29 protein-coding genes are annotated in these 25,222 nt (G+C 64.7%); 10 read left to right on the top strand and 19 right to left on the bottom strand.

Annotated features, from left to right (window positions below):
* Nucleotides 1-18 precede the first annotated feature (18 nt).
* Nucleotides 19-1,227: a DUF445 domain-containing protein gene (locus IEW98_RS01355; RefSeq protein WP_188761124.1), complete on the top strand. Its 1,209-nt coding sequence runs from the start codon at nucleotides 19-21 to the stop codon at nucleotides 1,225-1,227.
* A 139-nt stretch (nucleotides 1,228-1,366) separates the two neighbouring features.
* On the opposite strand, the gene IEW98_RS01350 is transcribed toward IEW98_RS01355, so the two are convergent.
* From IEW98_RS01350 to IEW98_RS01340, 3 genes are all read right to left on the bottom strand, one after another.
* Complete coding sequence (locus IEW98_RS01350; RefSeq protein WP_188761123.1) at nucleotides 1,367-2,569, bottom strand: pyridoxal phosphate-dependent aminotransferase; 1,203 nt, start codon at nucleotides 2,567-2,569, stop codon at nucleotides 1,367-1,369.
* 97 nt (nucleotides 2,570-2,666) lie between these two features.
* Nucleotides 2,667-4,412 carry a chorismate-binding protein gene (locus tag IEW98_RS01345; RefSeq protein ID WP_243450497.1) on the bottom strand — a complete coding sequence of 582 codons (1,746 nt, stop codon included), beginning with the start codon at nucleotides 4,410-4,412 and terminating at the stop codon, nucleotides 2,667-2,669.
* Nucleotides 4,413-4,507: 95 nt separating this feature from the next.
* Complete coding sequence (locus IEW98_RS01340; protein WP_243450496.1) at nucleotides 4,508-5,176, bottom strand: winged helix-turn-helix transcriptional regulator; 669 nt, start codon at nucleotides 5,174-5,176, stop codon at nucleotides 4,508-4,510.
* A 78-nt stretch (nucleotides 5,177-5,254) separates the two neighbouring features.
* Between IEW98_RS01340 and IEW98_RS01335 the strand changes: the two genes are divergently transcribed.
* From IEW98_RS01335 to IEW98_RS01325, 3 genes are all read left to right on the top strand, one after another.
* Nucleotides 5,255-5,695, top strand: a complete 441-nt coding sequence (locus IEW98_RS01335) for a VOC family protein (protein ID WP_188761120.1) — start codon at nucleotides 5,255-5,257, stop codon at nucleotides 5,693-5,695.
* Nucleotides 5,696-5,705: 10 nt separating this feature from the next.
* Nucleotides 5,706-6,077, top strand: a complete 372-nt coding sequence (locus IEW98_RS01330) for a DUF1428 domain-containing protein (RefSeq protein WP_371870725.1) — start codon at nucleotides 5,706-5,708, stop codon at nucleotides 6,075-6,077.
* 61 nt (nucleotides 6,078-6,138) lie between these two features.
* Nucleotides 6,139-8,052, top strand: coding sequence for a S9 family peptidase (locus IEW98_RS01325; protein ID WP_188761119.1), 1,914 nt, complete (start codon nucleotides 6,139-6,141; stop codon nucleotides 8,050-8,052).
* A 62-nt stretch (nucleotides 8,053-8,114) separates the two neighbouring features.
* Here the strand turns inward: IEW98_RS01325 and IEW98_RS01320 are convergent, their stop codons facing one another.
* The 5 genes from IEW98_RS01320 to IEW98_RS16675 all read right to left on the bottom strand — a co-directional run bounded on the left by IEW98_RS01320 (nucleotide 8,115) and on the right by IEW98_RS16675 (nucleotide 12,113).
* The gene (locus IEW98_RS01320; protein ID WP_188761118.1) at nucleotides 8,115-8,753 is read right to left on the bottom strand and encodes a carbonic anhydrase; all 639 of its coding nucleotides are present in this window, start codon (nucleotides 8,751-8,753) and stop codon (nucleotides 8,115-8,117) included.
* A 10-nt stretch (nucleotides 8,754-8,763) separates the two neighbouring features.
* A complete protein-coding gene (locus IEW98_RS01315; protein ID WP_243450495.1) occupies nucleotides 8,764-10,371 on the bottom strand; it encodes a SulP family inorganic anion transporter in 1,608 nt (535 codons plus the stop codon).
* An 84-nt stretch (nucleotides 10,372-10,455) separates the two neighbouring features.
* Nucleotides 10,456-11,268, bottom strand: a complete 813-nt coding sequence (locus IEW98_RS01310) for a sterol desaturase family protein (RefSeq protein ID WP_207792466.1) — start codon at nucleotides 11,266-11,268, stop codon at nucleotides 10,456-10,458.
* Nucleotides 11,269-11,360: 92 nt separating this feature from the next.
* Nucleotides 11,361-11,735, bottom strand: a complete 375-nt coding sequence (locus IEW98_RS01305) for a PEPxxWA-CTERM sorting domain-containing protein (RefSeq protein WP_243450494.1) — start codon at nucleotides 11,733-11,735, stop codon at nucleotides 11,361-11,363.
* 249 nt (nucleotides 11,736-11,984) lie between these two features.
* The gene (locus IEW98_RS16675) at nucleotides 11,985-12,113 is read right to left on the bottom strand and encodes a hypothetical protein (RefSeq protein ID WP_279380326.1); all 129 of its coding nucleotides are present in this window, start codon (nucleotides 12,111-12,113) and stop codon (nucleotides 11,985-11,987) included.
* Nucleotides 12,114-12,426: 313 nt separating this feature from the next.
* Between IEW98_RS16675 and IEW98_RS01300 the strand changes: the two genes are divergently transcribed.
* Complete coding sequence (locus IEW98_RS01300) at nucleotides 12,427-13,107, top strand: MBL fold metallo-hydrolase (RefSeq protein ID WP_188761116.1); 681 nt, start codon at nucleotides 12,427-12,429, stop codon at nucleotides 13,105-13,107.
* 110 nt (nucleotides 13,108-13,217) lie between these two features.
* Here the strand turns inward: IEW98_RS01300 and IEW98_RS01295 are convergent, their stop codons facing one another.
* Entirely contained in the window at nucleotides 13,218-13,595 is a 378-nt protein-coding gene (locus IEW98_RS01295) for an MAPEG family protein (RefSeq protein WP_188761115.1), read from the bottom strand.
* A 114-nt stretch (nucleotides 13,596-13,709) separates the two neighbouring features.
* Here IEW98_RS01295 and IEW98_RS01290 point away from each other — a divergent pair, with 114 nt between their 5' ends.
* Nucleotides 13,710-13,886, top strand: a complete 177-nt coding sequence (locus IEW98_RS01290; protein ID WP_188761114.1) for a CsbD family protein — start codon at nucleotides 13,710-13,712, stop codon at nucleotides 13,884-13,886.
* A gap of 98 nt (nucleotides 13,887-13,984) precedes the next feature.
* Here IEW98_RS01290 and IEW98_RS01285 read toward each other — a convergent pair whose 3' ends face one another.
* From IEW98_RS01285 to IEW98_RS01265, 5 genes are read right to left on the bottom strand one after another with little or no spacing between them, the layout of a single operon-like run.
* The gene (locus tag IEW98_RS01285) at nucleotides 13,985-14,797 is read right to left on the bottom strand and encodes an outer membrane protein assembly factor BamD (protein WP_188761113.1); all 813 of its coding nucleotides are present in this window, start codon (nucleotides 14,795-14,797) and stop codon (nucleotides 13,985-13,987) included.
* A gap of 41 nt (nucleotides 14,798-14,838) precedes the next feature.
* A complete protein-coding gene (locus IEW98_RS01280; RefSeq protein WP_188761112.1) occupies nucleotides 14,839-15,354 on the bottom strand; it encodes a 2'-5' RNA ligase family protein in 516 nt (171 codons plus the stop codon).
* Nucleotides 15,351-16,793, bottom strand: a complete 1,443-nt coding sequence (locus IEW98_RS01275; RefSeq protein ID WP_188761111.1) for an aldehyde dehydrogenase family protein — start codon at nucleotides 16,791-16,793, stop codon at nucleotides 15,351-15,353. The genes IEW98_RS01280 and IEW98_RS01275 overlap by 4 nt, the downstream gene beginning before the upstream one ends.
* 54 nt (nucleotides 16,794-16,847) lie before the next feature.
* A complete protein-coding gene (locus tag IEW98_RS01270; protein WP_188761110.1) occupies nucleotides 16,848-17,822 on the bottom strand; it encodes an NADPH:quinone oxidoreductase family protein in 975 nt (324 codons plus the stop codon).
* Entirely contained in the window at nucleotides 17,819-18,766 is a 948-nt protein-coding gene (locus tag IEW98_RS01265; RefSeq protein WP_188761109.1) for a hydrogen peroxide-inducible genes activator, read from the bottom strand. The genes IEW98_RS01270 and IEW98_RS01265 overlap by 4 nt, the downstream gene beginning before the upstream one ends.
* 107 nt (nucleotides 18,767-18,873) lie before the next feature.
* Here IEW98_RS01265 and IEW98_RS01260 point away from each other — a divergent pair, with 107 nt between their 5' ends.
* On the top strand, nucleotides 18,874-19,422 hold the full coding sequence (locus IEW98_RS01260) for a peroxiredoxin (protein ID WP_188761108.1): 549 nt from the start codon (nucleotides 18,874-18,876) through the stop codon (nucleotides 19,420-19,422).
* 120 nt (nucleotides 19,423-19,542) lie between these two features.
* Nucleotides 19,543-20,061 (top strand): alkylhydroperoxidase, AhpD family, encoded by a 519-nt coding sequence (gene ahpD / locus IEW98_RS01255; RefSeq protein ID WP_188761107.1) that lies wholly within the window; start codon nucleotides 19,543-19,545, stop codon nucleotides 20,059-20,061.
* Between the two features lie 87 nt (nucleotides 20,062-20,148).
* Here the strand turns inward: ahpD and IEW98_RS01250 are convergent, their stop codons facing one another.
* Nucleotides 20,149-20,385 carry a hypothetical protein gene (locus IEW98_RS01250; protein ID WP_188761106.1) on the bottom strand — a complete coding sequence of 79 codons (237 nt, stop codon included), beginning with the start codon at nucleotides 20,383-20,385 and terminating at the stop codon, nucleotides 20,149-20,151.
* 143 nt (nucleotides 20,386-20,528) lie between these two features.
* On the opposite strand from IEW98_RS01250, the gene epsC reads away from it, so the two are divergent.
* Together epsC and IEW98_RS01240 are read left to right on the top strand one after the other, a co-directional pair.
* Nucleotides 20,529-21,212, top strand: a complete 684-nt coding sequence (epsC, locus tag IEW98_RS01245; protein ID WP_371870730.1) for a serine O-acetyltransferase EpsC — start codon at nucleotides 20,529-20,531, stop codon at nucleotides 21,210-21,212.
* A 42-nt stretch (nucleotides 21,213-21,254) separates the two neighbouring features.
* Complete coding sequence (locus IEW98_RS01240; RefSeq protein WP_188761105.1) at nucleotides 21,255-21,593, top strand: DUF2794 domain-containing protein; 339 nt, start codon at nucleotides 21,255-21,257, stop codon at nucleotides 21,591-21,593.
* Between the two features lie 349 nt (nucleotides 21,594-21,942).
* Here the strand turns inward: IEW98_RS01240 and IEW98_RS01235 are convergent, their stop codons facing one another.
* The 4 genes from IEW98_RS01235 to pstB form a co-directional block, all read right to left on the bottom strand.
* Nucleotides 21,943-22,839, bottom strand: coding sequence for an SDR family oxidoreductase (locus IEW98_RS01235; RefSeq protein ID WP_188761104.1), 897 nt, complete (start codon nucleotides 22,837-22,839; stop codon nucleotides 21,943-21,945).
* Nucleotides 22,840-22,923: 84 nt separating this feature from the next.
* Nucleotides 22,924-23,628: a phosphate regulon transcriptional regulator PhoB gene (phoB, locus tag IEW98_RS01230; protein WP_188761103.1), complete on the bottom strand. Its 705-nt coding sequence runs from the start codon at nucleotides 23,626-23,628 to the stop codon at nucleotides 22,924-22,926.
* A 24-nt stretch (nucleotides 23,629-23,652) separates the two neighbouring features.
* Nucleotides 23,653-24,381 (bottom strand): phosphate signaling complex protein PhoU, encoded by a 729-nt coding sequence (gene phoU / locus IEW98_RS01225; RefSeq protein ID WP_188761102.1) that lies wholly within the window; start codon nucleotides 24,379-24,381, stop codon nucleotides 23,653-23,655.
* A gap of 11 nt (nucleotides 24,382-24,392) precedes the next feature.
* A complete protein-coding gene (gene pstB, locus IEW98_RS01220) occupies nucleotides 24,393-25,196 on the bottom strand; it encodes a phosphate ABC transporter ATP-binding protein PstB (protein ID WP_188761429.1) in 804 nt (267 codons plus the stop codon).
* Nucleotides 25,197-25,222 lie beyond the last annotated feature (26 nt).

Here is a 25,222-nt window from a genome sequence, read left to right as displayed (position 1 = left end):
GCAACGCCCTTCCACCAGATGCGGCTGGCGGCGACGTTGCTGCTGTTCGCCATGGCCTGCATCTTCGCCGCGGCGTCGTGGTGGCACGACGCCCACCCTGCCCTGCCCTGGGTGCAGTCGTTCGCCGAAGCCGCCATGGTCGGCGGCCTTGCCGACTGGTTCGCCGTTACCGCGCTGTTCCGCCACCCGCTCGGCCTGCCGATCCCGCACACCGCGATCATCCCGTCGAACAAGGACCGCATCGGCGACAGCCTTGCCGTCTTTCTCAAGGAAAATTTCCTCACTCCCACCGTCGTCGCCCGCCGCCTCGAGGAAGTCGACATGGCCGGCGCCGCCGCCCGCTGGCTCAGCGCCGACCGCCCGCAATCGCTGGGGGCAAACAGGCGCGGCTTCGGCCCCCTCATCGCCCGCGTCATCGAGGCGCTCGACCAAAAAGTCATCGGCGATCTCGTCCGTGACGCCGCCACCGAAAAGCTACGCGCCCTCGCCATCTCGCCGATCGTCGCCGATACCATCGACACCACCCTCGATCACAATCGCCACGAGCCATTGATCGATTCGGCCATCGACTGGGGCCTGCGCACCCTCGACGACCAGGAATCGACCATCCGCGGCATGGTCGCAGATCGCACCAACTGGCTGCTCCGCCTCGTCAACGTCGACACCCGCGTTTCCGGCTCGCTGATCGCCGGCCTGCGCAAGCTGCTCTGGGAAATGGGCGGCGACCCCCACCACCCGCTGCGCCGCCGCATCGGCGAATCCTTGCGCACCTACGCCTTCGACCTGCGCCATTTCCCCGAAACCCAGGCCACCATCGAAGGTTTCAAGACCGATCTCATCGCCAACCCCGCGATGGGCCAATGGCTCGCCGGCCTGTGGGACGAGGCCCGCACCGGCATCGTCGCCAACCTCACCAACCCATCCGCCACCGGCCCCGGCAAGCTCGCCGAAGCCATGAAAGCCCTTGGTGCCAGGCTCGGATCCGACGCCCCGTTACGCGCCGCGATCAACCTCCACCTCCGCCGCGCCGCCGTCGGCCTCGTCAACGACTATGGCGCCAGCATCGTCCGCATCGTCAGCGACACCGTCCGCGGCTGGGACGCGCGCACCGTCACCGAAAAACTCGAGACCGCCGTCGGCCGCGACCTCCAGTTCATCCGCATCAACGGCACCCTCATCGGCGGCCTCATCGGCCTCACCATCCACGCGATCAAGCTGGCGCTCTAACGGATCCTTCTTCCCCCCTCCCTACTTCTAGGGAGGGGTCGGGGGCGGGTCCCTTACTTGCTGCTTCCTTCCCCCCTCCCTTCTTCAAAGGAGGGGCCGGGGGTGGGTGACTCGCCCCCCTCCCCCATGCGACCAGCCCTCAAGTCAAATTCCCCACAGCCCGCTGAATCCGCCGGCAAGCATCCTCCAGCACATCATCCGAAGTCGCATAGGAGATCCGAAACGCCGGCGACCCACCAAACGCCGCCCCATGCACCACCGCAACGCCCTCGCTATCCAGCAGATAAGCCGCCACAGCCTCGTCATCCACCAGCACAACCCCCGAAGGCGTCGTCTTGCCGATCAACCCGGCACAATCCGGATAGACATAAAACGCCCCCTGCGGCCGCGGGCACCGCAGCCCCGGCGTCTGGTTGAGCATCGACACCACCAGGTCCCGCCGCTTCACAAAGGCTTCATTACGCGACTGCAGGAACGATTGGTCGCCATTCAGCGCCGCCACAGTCGCCGCCATCGAGATCGAGCAAGGGTTCGACGTCGACTGCGACTGCAGCTTCGCCATCGCCTTGATCAACCACGCCGGCCCGCCGGCATAACCGATCCGCCACCCGGTCATCGCATAGGCCTTCGACGCGCCATTGACGGTCAACGTGCGGTCGTAAAGCCCCGGCTCGACCTGCGCCATCGTGGTAAACTCGAACCCGTCATAGACGATATGCTCGTACATATCGTCGGCGAGCACCATCACCTGCGGGTGCTTCATCAACACATCGGTCAACGCCTTCAGTTCCAACCGCGAATACGCCGCCCCCGTCGGATTCGACGGCGAATTGAAAATCAGCCACTTCGTCTTCGGCGTGATCGCCGCGTCCAAAGCCTCGGGCGAAAGCTTGAACCCCTGCTCGAACGTGCATTCGACGATCACCGGCGTCGCCCCGGTAAACGCCACGATATCGGGGTAACTCACCCAATACGGCGCCGGGATCACCACCTCGTCGCCCGCATCGAGCGTCGCCAGCAGCGCATTGAAGATCGTCTGCTTGCCGCCGACATTCACCGTGATCTGGTCGAGCCCATAATCCAGCTCGTTATCCCGCTTGAACTTGGCCTGAATCGCCTTCTTCAATGCCGGCGTACCATCGACCGCGGTATATTTCGTCTGCCCCTCGCGGATCGCCGCAATCGCTGCGTCCTTGACGAAATCCGGCGTATCGAAATCCGGCTCGCCCGCGCCCAGCCCGATAATATCGCGCCCCTCGGCCTTCAGCACCGCCGCCTTGTTGGTCACTGCGATCGTCGGCGAAGGCTGGATACGCTGGATAGCGGCAGAAAGCTGCGACATCGAAATTCCTCAAGACTGCCTCCCTCCCCCCTGCGGGGAGGGCGACTCGGCATCAGCCGAGCGGGGTGGGGGTTCCCGTCCGCCGGTGCCTGCGCGCTTACCCCCGCAACCGCGCTCGCATCAACCCCCGCAACGAATTCCCAACGAAAAACCCGTGCCGCAAATCCGCGACAGTCACCGCACTCTCGACCGCGACCCCCTCCTCAACCAACCGCCCCCGCAGCACCCCCGGCAACAACCCCAACTCCAATGACGGCGTCACCAACCTTCCGCCGCGCTCCACAAACACATTGGTAAAGCTTCCCTCGGTCACCAACCCATCCACCCCGACAAACACTACCTCATCCGCCCCGCTCGCCCACCGCGCCGCATCATAAAACCCGCGATCGCCGGTCTTGTGCCGCAATCGCCAATCCCCCGCCGCTACCGGCAATCGCGCCACCGCCACGACCATCTCACCCACTGCAGCCGGCAAAGGCGAACACTGAACACAGATCGCCCCCGACGGCGAAGCCAGCACCCGCACCCGCCCCGAAAACCCAACCACCGCCCCCAGCACCAGTTCCCGCACCGCCCTCAGCTCAAACACCAACCCGAGAAACCCCGCACTAGCCGCCATCCGCCCCAAATGCCGCTCCAGATCAACGACAATCCCAGTTTCGCACCGCATCGTCTCGATCAGATCCGGCACCCCCCGCCGAGCCAAAAAAGCCCCCTTCGCCAAACACTCCCCCCACTCAGCCCCAGCCTCACTATCCGCCACAATCCCAGACCCAAGGCCCAACCTCCCTTCGACTCCCCTCCCTTCTTCAAGGGAGGGGCTGGGGGTGGGTGAATCCGCCGACCAAGACCGCCCCGGCCTAATCACAAGCGTCCGTATCGCCACATTAAAAACCGCATCCCCCCCAACCGAAATCGCCCCGATACTCCCCGTATAAGCCCCTCTCGCCCCCCCCTCGACCCCAGCAATCACCTCCATCGCGCGTATCTTGGGCGCCCCTGTAACCGAGCCACAGGGGAACAGCCGCCCCAACACATCCGCCGCCACAACCCCGTGATCCGCCACCGCCGTAATCGTCGAAGTCATCTGCAAAACCGTCGGATAAGTCTCCACCTCGAACAGCGATGTCACCGCTACCCCGCTCCCCACCCGCGACAGGTCATTCCGCAGCAAATCCACAATCATCAAATTCTCCGCCCGGTTCTTCGGATCGGCCCGCAAAGCCGCCGCCGCCGCCGCATCCGCCACCGCGTCCCCACCCCGAACCGCAGTCCCCTTCATCGGCTTCGCCGTCAGCTTCCGCCCCTCCAACCGAAAAAACAGCTCCGGCGAAAAGCTGAGCAGCCACAACGCCCCCGTAAAAACCAGCGCCCCGTACGGCGCCCGGCTCCCCGCCCGCAACCGCGCATAAAGATGCAGCGGATGCCCCCCCACCGCCACCGCCGCCGCAAACGTCAAATTCGCCTGATAGATATCCCCCGCCGCAATCAACCCCAGCACCCGCGCCAACCGCGCATCATAATCCCCCCGCGACACCCCTGGCTCGGCCGCCCCGACCCAGGCCGGCCCTTCCCCCAGCAACGCCGCCGCCTCCACCCGCTCTTCCCGCGCAAACCGCCCGAACCAAACCAATGGCTCCCCCGCCGGCGCCGCCCTCGCCAACCCCCGCAACCGCGGCTCGAGAGCATACCCCGCCTCAAACCCCAAAAACCCGGCCCAGGGCCCCACCTCGCGCAGCCGCTCCACCGCCCCCAGAACCTCCTCCGGCATCCACGCCTCGACCGTCTCCACCACCCCGGAAAACAACCGCGCACTCCCCGCCGCCACATCATCCAACAACACAAACGGCCTTACCGGATCAAACGCCTCTCTACTCCCTCCCCCCTGCGGGGAGGGCGACTCGGCCCCAGCCGAGCGGGGTGGGGGAACCCGCCCCATCAAGCCAAAGCCCCCGCCTTAACCGGCAAAGGAAACAACCCGACAAACCGCGCCGCCACCCCCCGATCTCCCACCAGCCCCAAAGCCCCCGAAGCCACCATCCCCGCCAGCGACTCCCCTCCATAAACCACGCCCGCCACCGCGCTCGCCGCCCCACTAAACACCACATCCACCCCCTCGACAGCACCCCGCCCAACGCTGATCCGCCCGTCCGCAATCGCCACCACATAGCTCTCCCGCCCGATGACAAACCCGATCCGCGCCGCCAACCGCCCCGCCAGCCCCGCATCGAACATCGTCCCGAAACTCAGCATCAACGACACTGCACTCAGCGGCAGCCGCGGGTCATGGCCCGGCGATCGTGCCGCCCACCGCCCCAACGCCCCGAAAATCGGCACTGACTCAAGCCCCCAAGCCGTCAATTCGTAAACCTGCGCCGATACCGGCGGCGGCAGCTTGCGCCGTCCCAATATCCCCGCCGCCTCCAGCCCTTCCAGCCGCTGCGTCAGCACATTCGCGCTGATCCCCGGCAAATCCGCCCGCAGATCCCCGAACCGCCGCGGCCCCATCAACAGCTCGCGCATCACCAGCAACGCCCAGCGCTCTCCCACCAGGTCGAGGCCATGGGCGGCCCCGCACGCATCATCGTATCGCCGCTTCGCCGTCATACTTATCTTTTCTAACTTCATAGTTGTCTTTTCTAACCATCTGCGCCACGCTTCGCAACCGAGTCGAAGGAACCACCAATGGCCACTGCGAATGCCCCCGCCCCGCGACAGATCTTCATCAACCTCCCCGTCACCGATGTCGCGCGCAGCACCGCCTTCTACGCGGCCGTCGGTACCGTCCGGAACCCGCAATTCTCCAACGACAGCAGTTCGTGCATGGTCATATCCGAAACCATATTCGTGATGCTGCTCGATCACGCCCGTTTCCGCGACTTTTCGCCGCTCGAAATCCCCGACGCTCATCGCACCACCCAGGTCCTGCTGGCCCTCTCGGCCGAAAACCGCGCCGCCGTCGATGCCGCCATCGCCGCCGCAACCGCCGCCGGTGGCCGCGCCGATCCCTGCCCGCTCCAGGACCATGGCTTCATGTACGGCCGCAGCTATGCCGATCCCGACGGCCACATCTGGGAAACCTTCTGGATGGACCCCGCCGCCGCCCCTCAAGCCACACAAGCCTAAGGAGAATCCCATGCCCCTGCCCTATGTCGAAGGCTTCCTCATCCCCGTGCCCGCGGGCGGCCGCGATGCCTATCTCGAGGCCGCTCGCATCGCCGCGCCCATCTTCCGCGAACTCGGCGCGCTCAGCGTTGTCGAGGCGTGGGGCGACGACATCGCCGATGGCAAGGTCACCGATTTCCGCCGTGCCGTCCTTGCCGAACCCGGGGAAGCCGTCGTCTTCTCGTGGATCACCTGGCCCGACAAACCCACCCGCGACGCCGGCAAGGCCGCCATGATGGCCGACGAACGCATGAAGTCCGCCGGCATGCCCTTCGACGGCAAACGCATGATCGTCGGTGGCTTCCAGGCCATTCTCGATACCGGCCACGACCCCTCCAGCTGACCCATCTTGCCGCCAACCCCCGGCCATGACACACCGGTGCCTCCTGAACGCCGGAGCAAAGATGCGCCTCATCCTTTTCGCCGCCGCAATCGCCGCTCTGGCCGCAGCGCAAACGCCCGCCAGCTTCCCCATTCCCTCGGCGATCACCGCCGACGGCGTCCCCGCCATCCCGCAATCGCTCGCCGACACCGTCCGTCCCTATCTCGAAAACCGCAGCGCCGCCTTCCAGGGCTGGGAGCCGGTGTCGAAGTCAATGCTGATCTCGACCCGCTTCGGCAATTCCCCGCAACTCCACAAGGTCGCCGCCCCCGGCGCCGCCCGCACCCAGATCAGCTTCGAGGTCGAACCCCTGGACGGCGTCTATTCGCCCGACGGCAAGACCCTCCTTGTCGACAAGGACATCGGCGGCAATGAATTCTACCAGCTCTACACCCTCGCCGAAGGCCGCCTCCGCCTGCTCACCGATGGCAGGAGCCGCAATTCCGGCCCCGTCTGGTCGCGCGACAGCAAGACCGTCGGCTACGCCTCGACCCGCCGCAACGGCACCGATACCGATCTCTACCTGATCGACCCCGCCGACCCGAAAACCGATCGCAAGCTGGCCGAACTCAAAGGCGGCGGCTGGTCGTTCGAGGACTTCGCTCCCGACGGCAAGACCGCCCTCGTCGGCCATTACACCTCGGTCGAACATGCCGACCTCTACAGCATCGATCTCGCCACCGGCATCATGTCGCGCCTCAACGCCCCCGGCGCCCCGGCCGCCATCGAAGGCGCCAAATACGGCCCCGACGGCACCATCTACGTCACCTCCGACATCGGCAACGACTTCAAGCGCCTCGGCACCATCGACCAGAAAAACGGCTTCAGGCAGATAATCACCGGCCCGGCGCAATGGGACGTCGACGAATTCGCCATCGCCGACGACGGCAGCTTTATCGCCCTCACCCTCAACGAAGCCGGCGTCAGCCGCCTGCGCCTCCTCGACCCGAAAACCGGTGCCTTCCGCGGCGACGTCAAGCTCCCCGCCGGCACCATCGGCGGCCTCGAGATCGCCCCTTGGGGCGACATCGGCTTCACCATGGCCAGCGCCGGCTCCCCCGCCGACGCCTGGAGTGTCGACCCGAAAACCCTCGCCGCCACCCGCTGGACGACCTCCGAAACCGGCGGCCTCGATGCCGCCCGGAACCGCGCGCCGCAACTCGTCACCGCCCGATCCTTCGACAAGCTCGCCGTCTCGGGCTTCCTCACCACGCCCGACCCGGTTAAGTTCCCCGGCAAGCGCCCGCTCATCATCGACATCCACGGCGGTCCCGAGGGCCAATCGCGCCCCGGCTTCCTCGGCCGCACCAACTATCTTGTCAACGAGCTCGGCATCGCCGTCTTCTACCCCAACGTCCGCGGCTCGTCGGGCTATGGCAAGACCTTCGTCGGCCTCGACAACGGCCCCTACAAGCGCGAGGATTCGGTCAAGGACATCGGCGCCTTCCTCGACAGCCTCGCCGCCCGCCCCGATATCGATGCCGCCCGCATCGCCGTAACCGGCGGCAGCTACGGCGGCTACATGTGCTACGCCGCCGCCATCCGCTACGGCGACCGCTTCAATGCGGCCCAATGCACCGTCGCCATCTCGAACTTCGTCACCTTCCTCGAAAACACCCAGTCCTATCGCCGCGACCTGCGCCGCGTCGAATACGGCGACGAGCGCAACGCCGGCCAGCGCCTCGCCCTGCAGAAGATCTCGCCGCTCACCGACGCCAAGAAGCTCAAGGTGCCGCTGCTCGTCGTCACCGGCGGCAACGATCCCCGCGTCCCCGCCTCCGAAGCGACACAAATGGTCGAAGCCGTCCGCGCCAATGGCACCCCTGCTTGGCACATCCTCGCCGCCAACGAAGGCCATGGCTTCCGGAAAAAGGAAAACCAGGACTATCAGTTCCTCAGCACCCTCGCCTTCTGGCAGCAGACCCTTCTGAAATAACCCTTCTTCCCCCCTCCCTGCTTCCAGGGAGGGGTCGGGGGAGGGTCCTTACTTCCTGACAGCTAGACCAGCACCCGCTCCGGCCGCTCGACATCGCCCAGGTCGGTCTCCCGATCGATCTCCAGCATCCCGTTCAGCAACCCGTTGCGCAGGTCGTAAACCCAGCCGTGCAGCTTCAGGTCGCGCCCCTCGCTCCACGCCGCCTTGACCGGGCCCGTGGCCGCCAAGTGGAGCAGCTGGTCGCGCACATTGCACTCGACGAAGCGGTTCACCCGCGCCTCCTGGTCGGGCATCGCATCGATCTCGTCGGCATGATCGACATAAACATCGTGCGCATGGTCGAGCCACTCCCCGAGCGCCCCATTGCCGCGCCCGGCCAGCGCCGCACGAATGCCGCCGCAGCCATAATGCCCGCACACCACGACCTGGTCGATCTTGAGCACGCCGACGGCATAATCGAGCACCGCCATGAGGTTGCCGTCGTCCGGCTGCACCAGGTTGGCGATGTTGCGGTGGATGAACAGCCCGCCCGGCACCGCCTGGGTGAACTGGTCGGGCGCCACCCGACTGTCCGAACAGCCGATCCACAGGAACACCGGCTTCTGGTCCGACACATGGCGCTTGAAATAATCGGGGTCCTCGGCGATCTGCTCCGCCGCCCAGGCCCGGTTATGCAGCATCAGCTGCTTGATCTCTTGCATGATCTTGTCCTCAGGTCGCGCGGGCTTGGGTCAGCGGCGCATTGATCATCGGCGGCGTCCGGCCCATCGGGTCACCCTTCAGATAGACCGTCAGGTTGCGATACGGCGCACTTTTCACGAACGCGTTGATGATATCGATATTGTCGAGATCGACATAGTTCGTCGCCGACAGGTCGATCAGCACGGTATGGCCGTCGGGCACCCTCCCCAGTGCCGCCTTCAGCTGCACCTTGTGGATAAAATACAGGTTGCGCCGCGCCCGCACCATGACGTTGTCGCCGGTGTCGACATAGGTAATGACGTCGGCAAGGCTGCGCCAGATCACGAACCCCATGCCGACACCCAGCCCGATCATGATGCCGATCAACAGGTCGGTGAACAGGATCGCGACGACCGTCACGACAAAGGGAATGAACTGCGTATAGCCCTGTTTCCAGCGCTCGGTGAACAGCTTGGGCTTGGCCAGCTTGTAACCGGTGGCGATCAGCACCGCGGCCAGCGCCGACAGCGGGATCATGTTGAGCACCACCGGAATCAAGGTGACGCTGAGCAGCAGCCAGACGCCGTGCATGATCGTCGCCAGCCGCGAATCCGCACCCGAATCGACATTCGCCGACGACCGCACGATCACCGATGTCACCGGGATGCCGCCCAGCGCGCCCGACACGATGTTGCCGCAACCCTGCGCCAGCAATTCGCGGTTCTTGTCGGTCACCCGCCGCTTGGGATCGATCTCGTCGACAGCCGTCACGCTCAACAGTGATTCAAGGCTGGCGACGATCGCCAGCGTCACCGCCGTCGTCCACACCGCCCCGGTGCCGATCGATCCGAAATCCGGCAGCCGGAACAGCGCCACGAACTCGGCTGGCGTTGCCGTCACCGGGACGTTGACGAGGTGGCTCTGGCCGATCGCCAGCGACGGTGCGAAAGCTTCGAAGAACATGTTGGCGAGCACGCTGAACACGACGACGACCAGCGGCCCCGGCAACAGCCGCAGCGGGCCGTCCTTGGGCTTGGCCTTATCCCACCAGAACAGGAACGCCAGGCTGATCACCGCGATCGCCAGCGCCCCCCAAAATATGTCGTTGCGCAGCATGTCGAGCAAGACACTGAACGTGTTGCTGCCATCGCGCTGGAAAAACTCGAGGTCGCTGCCCGACGTCGCATCGTAACCGATGGCATGCGGCAGTTGCTTCAAGATCAGGATCAGGCCAATGGCAGCCAGCATTCCGGTAATCACCGACGACGGCACAAAATCGGCCAGTACGCCGCCCTTGGTCAGCGAAAACCCGATCTGCATGACGCCGGCGAGGCAGACCGCCATCAGGAACGCGCCGTACGACGGCAGGGTCGTCACCGCGACATAGACGATCGCCGTCAGGCCCGCCGCCGGGCCGCTTACGGAAAGCGACGACCGGCTGATCGCGCCGACGACGACACCGCCGACGACACCGGCGATCAATCCGGCAAACAGCGGCGCTCCCGACGCCAGCGCGACACCAAGGCACAGCGGCAACGCCACCAGCGCCACGACGATCGACGCCGGCAGGTCCGACCGCCAGCTTGCGAACATCCGACCGACAGGCCCAACCGGGCCGCTACTCGATTCTGTCGACATGCAAGTCCTTTTGCCGCGCTGCAACATGGGCTTTTAGCGGCAAACATTACAACTCGGCAACCTTAAATCGGCTCGACTTGCCGCTTATCGGCTCGGCGCAACCCGTCGTCCGCCGACGATCGGCCCGATTAATTGCCCGGTCATGGTTTCCGGCAATCGCTCCTCCAGGCCGTATTCGGCCGGAAAATGCGCCGGCAGGTAATGCGTCCCGAAAATCCGGTCGATCACCGGGAATGTCGCTGCAAAATTGCGGTTGATATGGTCGTTGCGGCTGTGGTGCCAATGATGGAACGCCGGCGTCGCCACCAGCCATTCGACCGGGCCCATCCGCCAGCGCACATTGGCGTGGATGAAAAACCCCGCAAACGTGCCGATCAGCGTGATCACCACCGGCAACAGGCTGCCCGCCGCCCCCGCCGTTCCCAGCCCGAGGATGTACAGCGGCACCAGCCCGAACATCCGTGTCACCACCATGTCGACCGGATGCGCCCGCGTATTGACCAGGAAATCCATATGCTCGGCGCTGTGATGCACGGCGTGGAATCGCCACAGGGTCGGCGAGGCATGGCTGATCCGGTGCCCCCAGTATGACCCGATATCGGCGACCACCAGCCCGATCGGGATCGACGCCCACAGCGGCAGCCCGCGCATGAAGACGTGAAAACCGCTCGGCACGACCTGCTGCACCGTCGCCGCGACGAGTGCGAGCGGTGCCGCCATCAACGCCGCCGGCACCAGGCTGTTGAGGAAATAATAGCCAAGGTCATTTGCCGTCTCGCGCCGGAACAGCGTGGAAGGCGACCGCGCGAACAAGCGTTCAATCGGCACGAATACCGCGGTCAGGAACGCCAGCCATCCGCAAAGCCGCAGGACGTCGACGATAAAGGCAGCAACCATGGTCACCATTCCCGAGAAACGAAACCTCCGGCGGTATTGGTGCCTTGCGAGCACCGATACCGCCGGAGGCGATCAGCCCTTATGCGCTGATGTTATGCGCTGACGGTGGTGGCAGCATTGCGGCGGCGCAGCGTCGCGCCGACAAGACCGAAACCGACAACCAGCATCGCCCAGGTTGCAGGCTCAGGCACCGCGGCCGTCACCGAGACGCTGTCGAGCAGCGCGAACGGCGGCACGCCGCCGGGGCCGCCATCGGCCCAGAAGCGCAGCGTCTGCGCAGTTTCGCTGGCGATGAAGCTGAACGTCTCGCTGCGCCAGGCCTGGAAGCCGCCCTGCGGGTTGATGACGGTGTCGGTGCGGAAATCGGTCGTCACGGCGCCCTGCGAATCGAGCAGGCTGACCTGCCAGGATTCAAACGTCGCGCCGGGATAGTTGAGCTGCTGCGCGGCCGCCCATTCGAACGACACGTCATAGGTCTTGCCAACGACAAGCCCGGTCAGCAGCTGGCTGATCGGCGCGCCGAAACCGCGGTCGGCATCCGAAGCGACGAAATTGCCGCCGGTCAGGCTCGTGGTCAGGCCGTTGTTATGGCCGTTCGAAGGACCGTAAAGCTCGAAGCCGTTGTAGCGGCCGACAGCGGTCGCATCACCGGGAACGAAAACAAATGCCAGTCCGGTCGTCGTCCAGCCGGTCAGCTGGCCGTTGCCGGGCGCATACTAGTTCGAAAATTCATCCGAACTCGTCAGGCCCCAGCTTTCGAAGCCGCCGTTGACAACCAATTGTGCAGCCTGGGCACTCGAAGCAAGGCTGGCTGCGGCCACGAGGCCGAGGAAAAAAGCGCGCATGTTGAAAGGTCTTTCGAAAAAATTGACAGCAATCAAAGCAAATCGGCGACACCAGGTCGGTACCGCAATTCACACCGAGCCAACTGAAACCAAATCTGCTTGCCGCACTCGTTGCAACACCCGTGCCAAGTCCCTCGCGTTAACCATAACTTTAAAATAATTTTATTTCAGATAGTTAGGTGGCATCGTTGGTTGTAGCCGTCCGGTTTTCCCTAAATCCACGCCGTAAACTGTCGGTCCAGTTTACACATTGTTAAATGTTAAGTAAGCGACCACCCTTGCGCGGGCTTCGCCGAACCCGCAAATTCAAACGATGACCAGCACCGCCGATCCCTTGCCGCCACTCCACGCCGTCATCATCCCGGTGACCGCGCTCCAGCAGAACTGCACGCTCATCTGGTGCACCAAGACCATGCGCGGCGCCTTCACCGATCCCGGCGGCGACCTCGAACGGCTCAAGTCGGTCGCCCTGCAAAACGGCGTAACCGTCGAAAAACTGCTGATCACCCACGGTCATATTGATCATTGCGGCCTCGCCGGCGTCCTCGCCGCCGATCTCGGCGTGCCGATCGAAGGCCCTCATCCCGACGACAAGTTCTGGATCGACCAGGCCCCTGCCAACGGCGCCAAATACGGCCTCGACGGCGCCACCGCCTTCACCCCCGACCGCTGGCTGTTCGACGGCGACGAGGTCACAGTCGGTGACCTCCACCTGAAGGTTTACCACTGCCCCGGCCATACTCCCGGCCACATCGTCTTCCACCACGCCCCGTCGAACCTCGCCATCGTCGGCGACGTGCTTTTCCAGGGCTCGATCGGCCGCACCGATTTCCCGCGCGGCGACCACGCCGACCTGATCCGCTCGATCACCAGCCGCCTCTGGCCCCTCGGCAACCAGACCGCCTTCATCCCCGGCCACGGCCCGATGTCGACCTTCGCCCACGAACGCGATCGCAACGCCTATGTCGCCGACCGCATCCTGGCCCTCGACTAACGCCCTCCCCCCCGCGGGGGAGGGCAACTCAACTCCCTCCCCCCTGCGGGGAGGGCGACTCTGCGCCTCCGCCGAGCGGGGTGGGGGTCCCCAACGCCCCAGAATATGCCTTACCCCCCCATCCCAACCGCCACCACCAGCGCCCCCACGCTCAACCCGATCATCACCACCCAGGTCCCCGCCGCGCCGACTACCCGATATCGATTGGCCACCGTCCTGGTCATGCCGACCGCATGCAGCAACCGCACCACCACCAGTGCCAACCCCGTCGTCCACAAAAGCCAGGTGCTGCGCTCGGTCGACATCTCGATCGCCAGGATCAGGATCAAGCAGATCGGCACATATTCGGCAAAATTGGCGTGCGCCCGGATCCGCTGCAGCAGCAAGCCGTCGCCGCCATCCCCGAGCAACACCTGCGCGCTCTGGCGCACGCGCACCACCCGCCAAGACAGATAGAAATAGATCAGGCCACACAGCCCACCCGTCACCAGAGTGACAATCGCTAAAACCCCCTCACGTCGCTCCAACCCGTCCCCGATCAGGCAACCGGACAGTCCCGGACTCGTTCTACATCACGAACCCCAAGGCAAGGAGAGAGTATCATGGACAAGGATCGTGTCGACGGTGCCGCCAAGAATGTGGGCGGAAAAATCAAGGAAGGCGTCGGCAAGCTCGTCGGCGACACCAAGCTCGAGACCGAGGGCAAGGCCGACCAGGTCAGCGGCAAGGTCCAGAACAGCGTCGGCGGCGTCAAGGACGCACTACGCGAGAAAAAATAGCCCCGTTGCTGCAAACCTGCCGGCAACTTGCCCGAAACACCCTGAATGCGGGTGCGAACCACCCCGTCGCTAACCGCGGCGGGGTGTTTTCATAACCGCTATCGCCCGCCGGAAGCCGGCTTTGCCGCGTCCACGGCAGCCGGCGCATATTTGCCGATCAGCGCATAACTCCGCTCATACCATTTCGAACCCGGATAATTCGACCCAAGCACCGCCGCAGCCTTGCGCGCTTCCTCGGGCAACCCCAGCGCCAGATACGACTCGACCAGCCGGTGCAAGGCCTCCGGCGTATGGCTCGTCGTGTCGTACGTCTCGATCTCGGCCCGGAACCGGCTGACCGCCGCGAGGTAAAGCCCCTGCTGCTGGTAAAACCGCCCGATCTCCATCTCCTTGCCGGCAAGGTGATCGCGCGCCAGGTCGACCTTCAACCGCGCATCGGCGGCATAATCGGTATTCGGATAACGCCGGATCAACTCACCCAGCGCATCGAGCGACTGCTGCGTTATCCGCTGGTCACGATCGACGCTCTTGATCTGCTCGTAATAGCTGATCGCGATCATGTAATAGGCATAAGGCGCCTCACGGCTACCCGGATGCAGCGACAGGAACCGCTGCGCCGAACCGATCGCCTCATTGTATTCGCCCGACACATAATAGCTGAAGGCGCTCATCAACTGCGCGCGGCGAGCCCATACCGAATAAGGATGCTGGCGCTCGACTTCATCGAACATCGCCGCCGCCATTGCATACTGCCGGCGATCGAGCCGGTCCTTGGCGACCAGGTAAAGCGATTCGACGTCCCGCGCGATATAGCTCTGGTCCTTCTTGCCGTCCCCGCTCGCACACGCCGACAGCGCCAACGACGCAGCGAGCAAAAGCACAGGGACAAGAATAGCGCGGGCGAAGACCATGGAAAATCCCTTAGCAGCGCTCCGCTCTAGCGCCAAGCACCCTAACGGCCCCTGAACGCAACCTGCCCCAACGCCTCCCACGGCCCGCCCAGGTATCGCCAGATCGCTACCGCGACAACCTCGGCCTCGAACGGCACAAACCCCGCCTCGAGCCCCTGCAACGTCGCCCGCGCCGTCGCCGATGTCACCTTGTTCTGCACCGTCACATGCGCCCGGAACCCGGCCCGGTCCTGCGGGATCAACAACGTGTCCCACCCCGCCGCCAGCTCCGCCCGCACATCGTCGAGTTCCGCCGAGCGCAGCTTGAACGCCACGCCCCCGCCCAATGATTTCAACCCGGTAACCGCCACCGCCGGCCGCGGCAACGGCCCGCACACCGCCTTCAACCGCCGCTTCACTGCCTCAAGCTCGCTGCCCGGCAGATGATGAAACAACGAAACATGTGCCGGCACCCGGTTGATTTCCGCCGGATAAAACTCCCGCCGCAACGTCTCGAACCGCGCCTGCACCGGCGCTTCGAACAACGCCGTCAGGATCAAAGGCCGGGCGTCGTTCAAATGTCCTGCGGCCGCCGCCGAATGACCAAATTCCGGATCTCGGTCATGTCCTCCATCGCGAACTTGACCCCCTCGCGCCCCAGCCCCGAATCCTTCACCCCGCCATACGGCATGTTGTCGACCCGGTAGCTCGGCACGTCGTTGATCACCACGCCGCCGACCTCGAGCCGGTCCCACGCCTTCAGCATGTTGAACAGGTCGCGCGTGAACACCCCCGCCTGCAACCCGAACTTGCTGTCGTTGACCTCCTCGAGCGCCGCATCGAAATCACTGAACTTCGAGAAAAATGCCACCGGTCCAAAGGCTTCCTCGGTATAAAGCTTCACCGCCCGCGGCACGCCCTCAAGCAGCGTCGCCTGCAACATCGCCGCCTCGCGCCCGCCGCCGCACAACAAGGTCGCCCCCGCCGCAACCGCTTCGTCGATCCACTCGCCCAGCCGCGCCGCTTCCTTCACATCGATCATCGGGCCGATAAAGGTCGCCTCGTCGATCGGATTACCCGCCACCAGCGCCCGCGTCTTCGCCACCATCTTGGTGCGAAACGCATCGTAAACCGCCTCATGGACGATGATCCGCTGCACCCCGATGCACGACTGCCCCGACTGGTAGAACGCCCCGAACACCGTCCGCTCGGCCGCATCATCGAGGTCGGCGTCCTTGTCGATAATCACCGCCGCATTGCCGCCCAGCTCGAGCACCACCTTCTTCTTGCCCGCCCGCGCCTTCAAATCCCAACCCACATCCGGCGACCCGGTGAAGCTGAGCAACTTCAACCGATCATCGGTCGTGAACAAATCCGCCCCCTCGCGGTGCGCCGGCAAAATCGAGAACGCCCCCGCCGGCAGATCCGTCTCCGCCAGCACTTCACCGATAATGATCGCCCCCAATGGCGTCCGCGACGCCGGCTTCATCACGAACGGACACCCCACCGCCAGCGCCGGCGCAATCTTGTGCGCCGCCAGGTTGAGCGGGAAATTGAACGGCGACACAAAGCTGCACGGCCCGATCGGCACGCGCTTCCACATCCCCTGATAGCCTTTGGCGCGCGCCGAAATATCGAGCGGCTGCACCTCGCCGGTCATCCGCACGCTCTCCTCGGCGGCAATCCGGAACGTGTCGATCAACCGCCCGACCTCGCCGCGCGAATCGCGGATCGGCTTGCCCGCCTCGATGCACAGCGCATACGCCAGCTCGTCGGCGCGCTCGGTAAACCGCGTCACGCAATGCATCAGCACCGCCTGCCGCTCGTACGACGCCATCGCCGCCATCGCCGGCGCGGCCTCCACCGCCGCCGCAATGCCGCGATCGATCATCGCCGCATCCGCCATCGCCACCCGCGTCGCCACCTCGCCGGTGAACTTGTCGGTCACCGCCAGGTCGGTGTTCGGCTGCTCTGCCTTGTTGGCGATATACAGCGGGTAGGAGTCTTGCAGTTTCATCAGATCCTCCGGCGGCCGGAGCCTTGGCCCCGGACCCCTTTTGTCAAACCGCCCCTATACGTCGAGGACGACCTTGCCCGTCGCCTTGCGATCCATCACCCAGCGAATTGCCGCAGCCCCTTCCGCCAGCGGGAAATGCTTCGATACATGCGGCTTCAACTTGCCGACGTTATACCATTCGAGCAGCTCGGCCATGTTCTCGCGGTGCAGCGCCGGTTCGTGCTGGGTGAACGACCCCCAGAACACCCCGACGATGCTGGCGCCCTTGATCAGCGGCAGATTGAGCGGCAGCGACGGAATTGCGCCCCCGGCAAAACCGACCACCAGATACCGCCCGTTCCAGGCGATGCCGCGAAACGCCGGCTCGGCAAAGCGATCGCCGACCGGATCGTAAACCACGTCGACACCCTTGCCGCCGGTCAGGTCCTTGATCCGGTCCTTCAGATTCTCGGTCGCGTAATTGATCGTCTCGTCGGCGCCATATTCCCGGCACAGCGCCAGCTTCTCGTCGCTCGAAGCCGCCGCAATCACCCGCGCGCCCATCAGCTTGCCAAGCTCGACCGCAGTCAGCCCGACGCCGCCCGCTGCGCCCAGCACCAGCAACGTCTCGCCCGGCTGCAACCGCGCCCGCTGCTTCAGCGCATGGTGCGACGTGCCGTACGTCATGGTGAAACCGCTGGCGATATCGAACGGCATGTCGCCCGGAATGGCAACGATCTGCGCCCGGTTGGCGATCACCTGCTCGGCGTAGCAACCGTTGCCCGTCATCGCCACCACCCGGTCGCCGATCGCCAGGTCGGTAATCCCTTCACCAACCGCATCGACAACACCCGCCGCTTCGCCGCCCGGCGAAAACGGCAGCGCCGGCTTGAACTGGTACAGGTTCTGGATGATCAGCGTGTCGGGGAAATTGACCCCGGCGGCATGTACCCGCACCCGCACCTGGCCCTTGCCCGGCTCAGGCGTCGGGATCTCGCGCACCACCAGTTTCTCGGGTGGACCATGCTCGACACACAACACAGCTTTCATCGCATCAACTCCCCGGATTTTGCGCGCACCATAGCGCCGGCGCCTTCGCTGTCCACCGCCGACACGATCACGTCACCTAGCAATTTGAACTCCGCGGCGCGCGGGCTGCCGGTCCGCCACACCAGCGCCACCGTCCGCGACGCGCCCCCCGTCACCGGCCGCGCAATCAGCCCCGAACCCTCGATAATCCCCGCCTTCAAAGCCATTTCCGGCACCAGCGTCTGCCCCAGCCGCCCCGCCACCATCTGCACCAACGTCACCAGCGACGTCCCCCGGTGCCCCGGATCGGCGCGCAACTCCGGCCGCCCGCAAACCGCCAGCGCCTGGTCCTTCAAACAATGCCCATCCTCGAGCAGCAACAGATGCGTATCGTCGATCGCATCGGGCGCCACCGAAGGCGGCGGATCGATCCGGTCGCCCGGGTGAAAGACGAGGTAAAACGCATCGTCGAACAACGGCATCGTCTCGACCCCGCCGCACGCCCACGGCAGTGCTAGCAACACCGCATCGAGCGTCCCCCGCGCCAACGCCTCGCACGCCGGACCGCTCATCTCCTCGCGCAGATACAGCTTCAATTCCGGATACGCCGCCCGCACCGCCGGCAGCACCCGCGGCAACAGATATGGCGCGATCGTCGGGATCACCCCCAGCCGCAGATCCCCCGCCAGCGGCTCCTTCGTCGCCCGCGTCAGGCTGGCCAGCGCATCGGCCTCGCGCAGCACTTCATACGCCTTCGCCACCACCTGTTCGCCCAGCGGCGAGAACCGCACCACCCGCCGATTACGCTCGACCAATTGCACCCCGAGCAAATTCTCCAACTCGCGCAAACCCGCCGAAAGCGTCGACTGGGTGACAAAGCACGCATCCGCCGCCCGCCCGAAATGCCCGTGTATGTGCAGTGCGGTCAGATATTGAAGCTGTTTCAATGTTGGCAGAAACGTCATCGACCCACTCGATCTATAGCGTTGAAATTATCGATTTGATTTCTAGTCGCCCCTCCGCCACATCACAACCGGCAACCGCTATTCCCCCCAAATGGAGCTCTATTTTCATGGCCCTTACCGTCGGCGATATCGTCCCCTCGTTCACTCTCCCCGTTCAGCAGGGCGTCGGCGCCCTCCCCGCTGGCGAAACTCTCGACATCACCACCGCATACCCCGGCAAGTGGAAGATCCTGTTCTACTGGCCCAAGGATTTCACCTTCGTTTGCCCGACCGAGATCATCGGCTACGGCGACATCAAGAGCGACTTCGAAGACCGCGACGCCGTCCTCATCGGCGCCTCGACCGACAGCGACTTCGTCCACTTCGCCTGGCGCAAGTCCGACGAGCGCCTCGCTGCCTGCGACTTCCCATGGCTCGCCGACAATTCGAAGCACCTCGCCGATGCCCTCGGCATCATCGTCAAGGAAGCCGGCGTCGCCCTGCGCGCCACCTTCATCATCGATCCCGACAACATCATCCAGCACGTCACGATCAACGGCCTCAACGTCGGCCGCAACCCCGCCGAAACCCTGCGCATCCTCGACGCACTGCAGACCGACGAACTCTGCCCCTGCAACTGGTCGGAAGGCCAGGAAGTCCTGAAGCCGGCCGCATAAGCTGCCACGTCCCCTCCCCCTCAGGGGGGAGGCGACTCGCCCCTGAGGCGAGCGGGTGGGGGTCGCCCGCCCTTTCAGAACGATGCTCGCCCGGCCCCTTTACCGGGCAAAGGAACCCCCATGCTCTTTTCCGAACTCGCCAAGACCCTCCCCGAATACGCCAAGGACCAGCGCCTCAACGTCTCGAGCCTGCTCTCCGAGCAACTCCTCACCGACCAGCAGAAATGGGGCACCCTCGTCGCCGTCGCGCACGCCTGCGCCTACAAGCCGGTGATCGAAGCCATCGAAGCCGAAGCCGAAGGCAAACTATCCCCCGAAGCGCTCAACGCCGCCAAGGCTGCTGCCTCGGTAATGGCAATGAACAACATCTACTACCGCTTCGTCCACCTGGCTTCACGCCCCGAATACAAGACCATGCCGGCCAAGCTGCGCATGAACGTCATCGGCGCCCCCGGCATCGACAAGGCCGATTTCGAGCTGTTCAGCCTCGCCGTCTCGGCCATCAACGGCTGCGGCATGTGCATCGACGCCCATGACAAGGTCCTCGCCGCCCACAACATATCCGCCGAAAAGATCCAGGCCAGCGTCCGCATCGCCTCGGTGGTCCACGCCGTCGCCAGAACCCTCCAAGCAATCTAAAATCTTGTCCTCCCCCTAGAGGGGGGAGGCGAGAGACGGCCACTTGACCGGCCCGGGTGGGGGTGGTCCCCTTCCCCGAATAACGCCCTACTCCTCGCCCCCCTCCAGCACCTTCCCCTTCCGCGCCAACCCCGCCAACGGCTTCTCCGCCCCCTCGGGCGCCGCCGGCTCAGCCCCCCGCCGCTTCGCCTCTTCTTCGGAAAACCCCTCCCACCGATCGACCTCGCGCGCCTGGCCCCCATCCAGCGCTTCCCGCACGGCCTCCCCCTGCCCCGGAGCCGCCTCGCCGCGCTTGTTCCTCTCAGCCTTGTTCTTCTCGGGCATGTCGTTTCTCCCTTAACACGACCAAAAACGCCCCCCACGCCCCGCTGTTCCCCCGATCGCCCCCGACTAGCGCCCGCAACCAAAGCGCGATAAACTGGTTCTAAATGAAGCCCGGCCCCCCAGGCCGGCGCGCGGAGATCACCATGGCGCTTATCGCCTATCTCGATTCGATCAAGTCCCGTGATCCGGCGCCCCGGTCACGCTGGGAGATCCTGACCTATCCTGGCGTCCTCGCGCTCGGCCTTCACCGCGTCGCGCACGCGCTGTTAAACGCCCGGCTGTTCTTCGTCGCCCGCGTCGTCAACCATCTGTCGCGCTTCCTGACCGCCATCGACATCCATCCCGGCGCCACCATCGGCCGCAATTTCTTCATCGATCACGGCTTCGTCGTTATCGGCGAAACCGCGGTCATCGGCGACAATGTCACAATCTATCAATGCGTTACGCTCGGCGGCACAGATCCCGCCAACGGCGTCGCCGGCAAGCGCCACCCGACGCTCGAAGACGGCGTCATCATCGGCTCCGGTGCCCAGGTCCTCGGCCCGATCACCGTCGGCAAGCGCGCCCGCGTCGGCGCCAACGCCGTCGTCACCCGCGACGTCACCGAGGGCGCCACCATGGTCGGCATCCCCGCCAAGCCCGTGCTCGTCGACGCCGGCGACTATGCCAAGCCGTTCATGCCCTACGGCACGCCGTGCGCGCAGAAATTCGATCCCGAGACGCAAAAACTCGAAATCCTGCGCTGCGAGATCGAGGCCCTGCGCACCCGCCTCGACGCCCTCACCGCCGAAGTGCGTCCTGACCTCCCCAAGGCCGCGCAGCGCTGACTATGGCTGCCTTCGCAGCGCTGACAATGGCCGCTCCCGCCGTTGGATAACGTCGCAAACCTGCCGCTGACGCCCCCGACCCAGGTGGCGTTCACCCGTCTGGAGCTCGATCGCATCCTGTCGCTCTACGGCCGCATGGTCGCCGCCGGCCATTGGCGCGACTACGCCCTCGACCTCGGCGCCCGGACCGCCAGCTTCTCGGCCTTCCGCCGCGCCGCCGAGAATCCCGAGGTCCGCATCGTCAAGGACCCCGCCCTCCGCCTCAAGCAAGGCGAATGGCTCCTCTACGGCGAAGGCGGCATCATCCTCAAACGCGGCCACGACCTCGCCGGCGTCCTCGCCCCCGTCGAACGCCGCCTCGTCAAACTCGTCCAGGCCTGACCCAAAAAATATGCCCTTCGTCATGCTGAACTCGTTTCAGCATCCATCCCGCCGCATGCCCGAATTTCCAGAACTTGACAAAACACACCAGATAGGTTAGTGTTAGAACCACGCATACAAAGAGCCTCCGGCGGCCGGGGCCGCAGGCCCCGAACCCCATCCAATGGATTCTCCCACAGGCGATGGAGGCCCTTGAAACCCTACAAAATTCGCGTCCCAGTGAACTTCTCGGGGTCAACCCATTCAAATCCGACGCAAATATCAAGAACCCCACGACGCCATTTTATTCGCGCGAAAAAGGGGCCCACGGTTCCCCGCAAGCCCCTCAATTCAAACCCGAAATCCGTGCTTATTTGGCGCCGCTCAACGCGACCGCGCCCTGTGCCCCACCGGTATCCGGCACCAGCTCGCCCGTCCGGTCGCTGATTTCCTCGAACCGCGCCGCGATCGTCTCGGCGGTCATGTCCTCAGGCGCCACATGGATGCCCTGCGTCAGCGTCACATACGACCGCTCGAAACCACCGCCGCCGGCATTGATGCAGGCATTGCTCGGCGCATCGTCCGAAACCAGGAACACCGCAGCCGGCACCACCGTCTCCGGCCCCATCCGCGACAGCAGCTCGGGCGGCATCAGATCCTCGGTCATCCGCGTCGCCGCCAATGGCGCGATGGTGTTGACCTTGATGTTGTATTTCGCCCCCTCGATCGACAGCGTCTTCATCAAGCCGACCAGACCCATCTTGGCAGCGCCATAGTTCGCCTGCCCGAAATTGCCGTAAAGCCCCGTCGACGACGTTGTCATCAGCACCCGGCCATAGGCCTGCTGGCGCATGATCTCCCACACTGCCTTGGTACAGATGACGCTGCCCATCAGATGCACATCGACTACTTGGCGGAAGTCGTCATGCGTCATCTTGACGAAGGTCTTGTCGCGCAAGATGCCGGCATTGTTGATCAAAATGTCGATCCGGCCCCAACGCTCCTTGACGAACGCCACCATCTTGGCGACCGCGGCCTCGTCGGTGACGCTGGCGCCATTGGCCATCGCCTCGCCGCCCGCGGCGATGATCTCGTCGACGACCGACTGCGCCGCCGACAGCGAGCTGCCGCTGCCGTCACGCGCACCGCCAAGGTCGTTGACCACCACCTTGGCACCGCGCGACGCCAGGTCGAGCGCATAGGCCCGGCCCAGGCCGCCGCCGGCACCGGTAACGATTGCAACGCGATCATCGAAACGAAGAGTCATGGTAAAAGCCTGCCCCAGATACTGTCGGAGCCCTCTAACCGAGCGGAGGCCAAACGCAAAGACCCTGAATCAGCCGAGGTGCTGTCAAACCAGCTCGACATCGAGCGCATAGCCCGCCGACCGCACCGTCCGGATCACGTCGGGCAGCTCGGCAGTGCCCGTCGATGCATTGACCGCCTTGCGCAGCCGCCGGATATGCACGTCGACCGTCCGCTGCTCGACATAGACGTCGCGCCCCCAAACCGCATCGAGCAGTTGCTCGCGGCTGAACACCCGGCCCGGATGCTCGAGGAAATGCCGCAGCAGCCGGAACTCCGTCGGCCCGAGCTGGACCGACTTGCCCTCGCGGGTGACCTTGTGCGCCGACGTGTCCATCATGATCCCGGCATAGTCGAGGTTGCCCCCCGACAGCGCCGGCCGCAGGCGGCGCAGCACGGCGCGCACCCGGGCGATCAGCTCACGCGGCGAAAACGGCTTGGTCACATAGTCATCGGCACCGGTCTCGAGCCCGCGGATCCGGTCGGCTTCCTCGGCGCGCGCCGTCAGCATGACGATCGGCAAATTCGCCGTCGCCGGTGCCCGCCGCAGCCGCCGGCAGACCTCGATCCCCGACAGATTGGCGATCATCCAGTCGAGGATCACCAGGTCGGGCTTTTCCTCGAGCGCCAGCACCAGCGCCTCCTCGCCATCATCGGTGCGGATGACGTCGAAGCCCTCTTTCTCGAGGTTATAGCTGACCAGTTCGACCAGATTGGCGTCGTCTTCGACAAGCAGGATCTTGGGACGCATCGATAAGTCTCCGTCGGCAAAAACTCAGGCGACTGGCGGAACCAGCGGCGTATTCGAATAGGTCGAAGTGTCGTCGGTCTTGGGCCGGTCGACGATATGGATGCCCGTCACCGCGAAATGCACCATCTCGCCAACCGAGGTCGCATGATCGCCAATCCGCTCCAAATTCTTGGCAACGAACAACAAATGCGTCGACGGCGTGATGTAGTGCGGGTTTTCCATCATGAAGGTCAGCAACGACCGGAACAGGCTGTTGTACAGATCATCGACCCGCTGGTCGCGATCGCAAACCGCCTTGGCCAGTTGGACATCGCGGTCGACGAATGCATCGAGCACGTCCTTGATCATGCCGATCACCGCCCGCGCCATCTCCGGCACGATGATCACCGGCTCGATCGGCGGTGCCATCGCCAGCGCCGAGGCGCGCTTGGCGATATTCTTGGCATAGTCGCCGATCCGCTCGAGCACGCCGGCGATCTTCAGCGCGGCGACAATCTCGCGCAGGTCCCCCGCCAATGGTGCCCGCAGCGCGATGATCCGCACCGCCAGCGCCTCGGCCTCGGCCTCGAGCAGGTCGATCCGCGCATCGGCCTCGACCACCCGCATCGCCGCATCGACATTCCGGCTGACCAGCGCATCGACGGCGCCGGCGATCTGCACTTCGCAAAGCCCGCCCATGCGCGTGATAATCGACCGCAGCTGGGCGATATCCTCGTCGAAGGACTTGACGGTGTGAGCGGTGGTGTCTGCCATATCTGGTGTCCTCAGCCGTAGCGGCCGGTGATGTAATCCTTGGTCCGGGTCTGGACGGGATTGGTGAAAATCATCGAGGTGTCGCCATATTCGACCATCGAGCCAAGGTGGAAGAACGCCGTCTTCTGGCTCACCCGCGCCGCCTGCTGCATATTGTGCGTCACGATGACGATGGCATATTTGCCGCGCAGCTCGTCGATCAGCTCCTCGATCTTCGCCGTCGCGATCGGATCGAGCGCCGAACACGGCTCGTCCATCAGGATCACTTCGGGATCGACCGCGATCGCCCGCGCGATGCACAGCCGCTGCTGCTGGCCGCCCGACATCGCGGTGCCGCTCTCGTTCAACCGGTCCTTGGCCTCGTCCCAAAGGCCGGCACGGCGCAGGCTGCTCTCGACGATGATGTCGAGATCGGGCTTGGCGCGCGCCAAGCCATGAATGCGCGGCCCGTAGGCGATGTTCTCATAGATCGACTTGGGAAACGGGTTGGGTTTCTGGAACACCATGCCGACCCGCGCGCGCAGCTGCACCACGTCCATGTCGGGGCTGTAGATGTCCTTGCCATCGAGCTGGATGCGCCCGCTGACCTGCGCCGAATCGACGGTATCGTTCATCCGGTTGAAGCAGCGCAGGAACGTCGATTTCCCGCACCCCGACGGCCCGATGAAAGCCGTAACATTCTCGCGGCTAACGTCGATCGACACGTTCTTCAGCGCCTGCTTGGCGCCATAGAACACGTTGACGTCGCGCGCCGTCATCTTGGTGGTGACGGCCTCGGCAGCGCGGCCGGCGGCGACGGGCACATTGTGCGCCATCGGGGCCGAATTGCCGTCGGCTTGAC

Source organism: Sandarakinorhabdus glacialis (genome assembly GCF_014643455.1).
GTDB classification, from domain to species: domain Bacteria; phylum Pseudomonadota; class Alphaproteobacteria; order Sphingomonadales; family Sphingomonadaceae; genus Sandarakinorhabdus; species Sandarakinorhabdus glacialis.
Note: the sequence above shows the minus strand (reverse complement) of the source record. Positions and strands in the feature narration are given on the sequence as shown.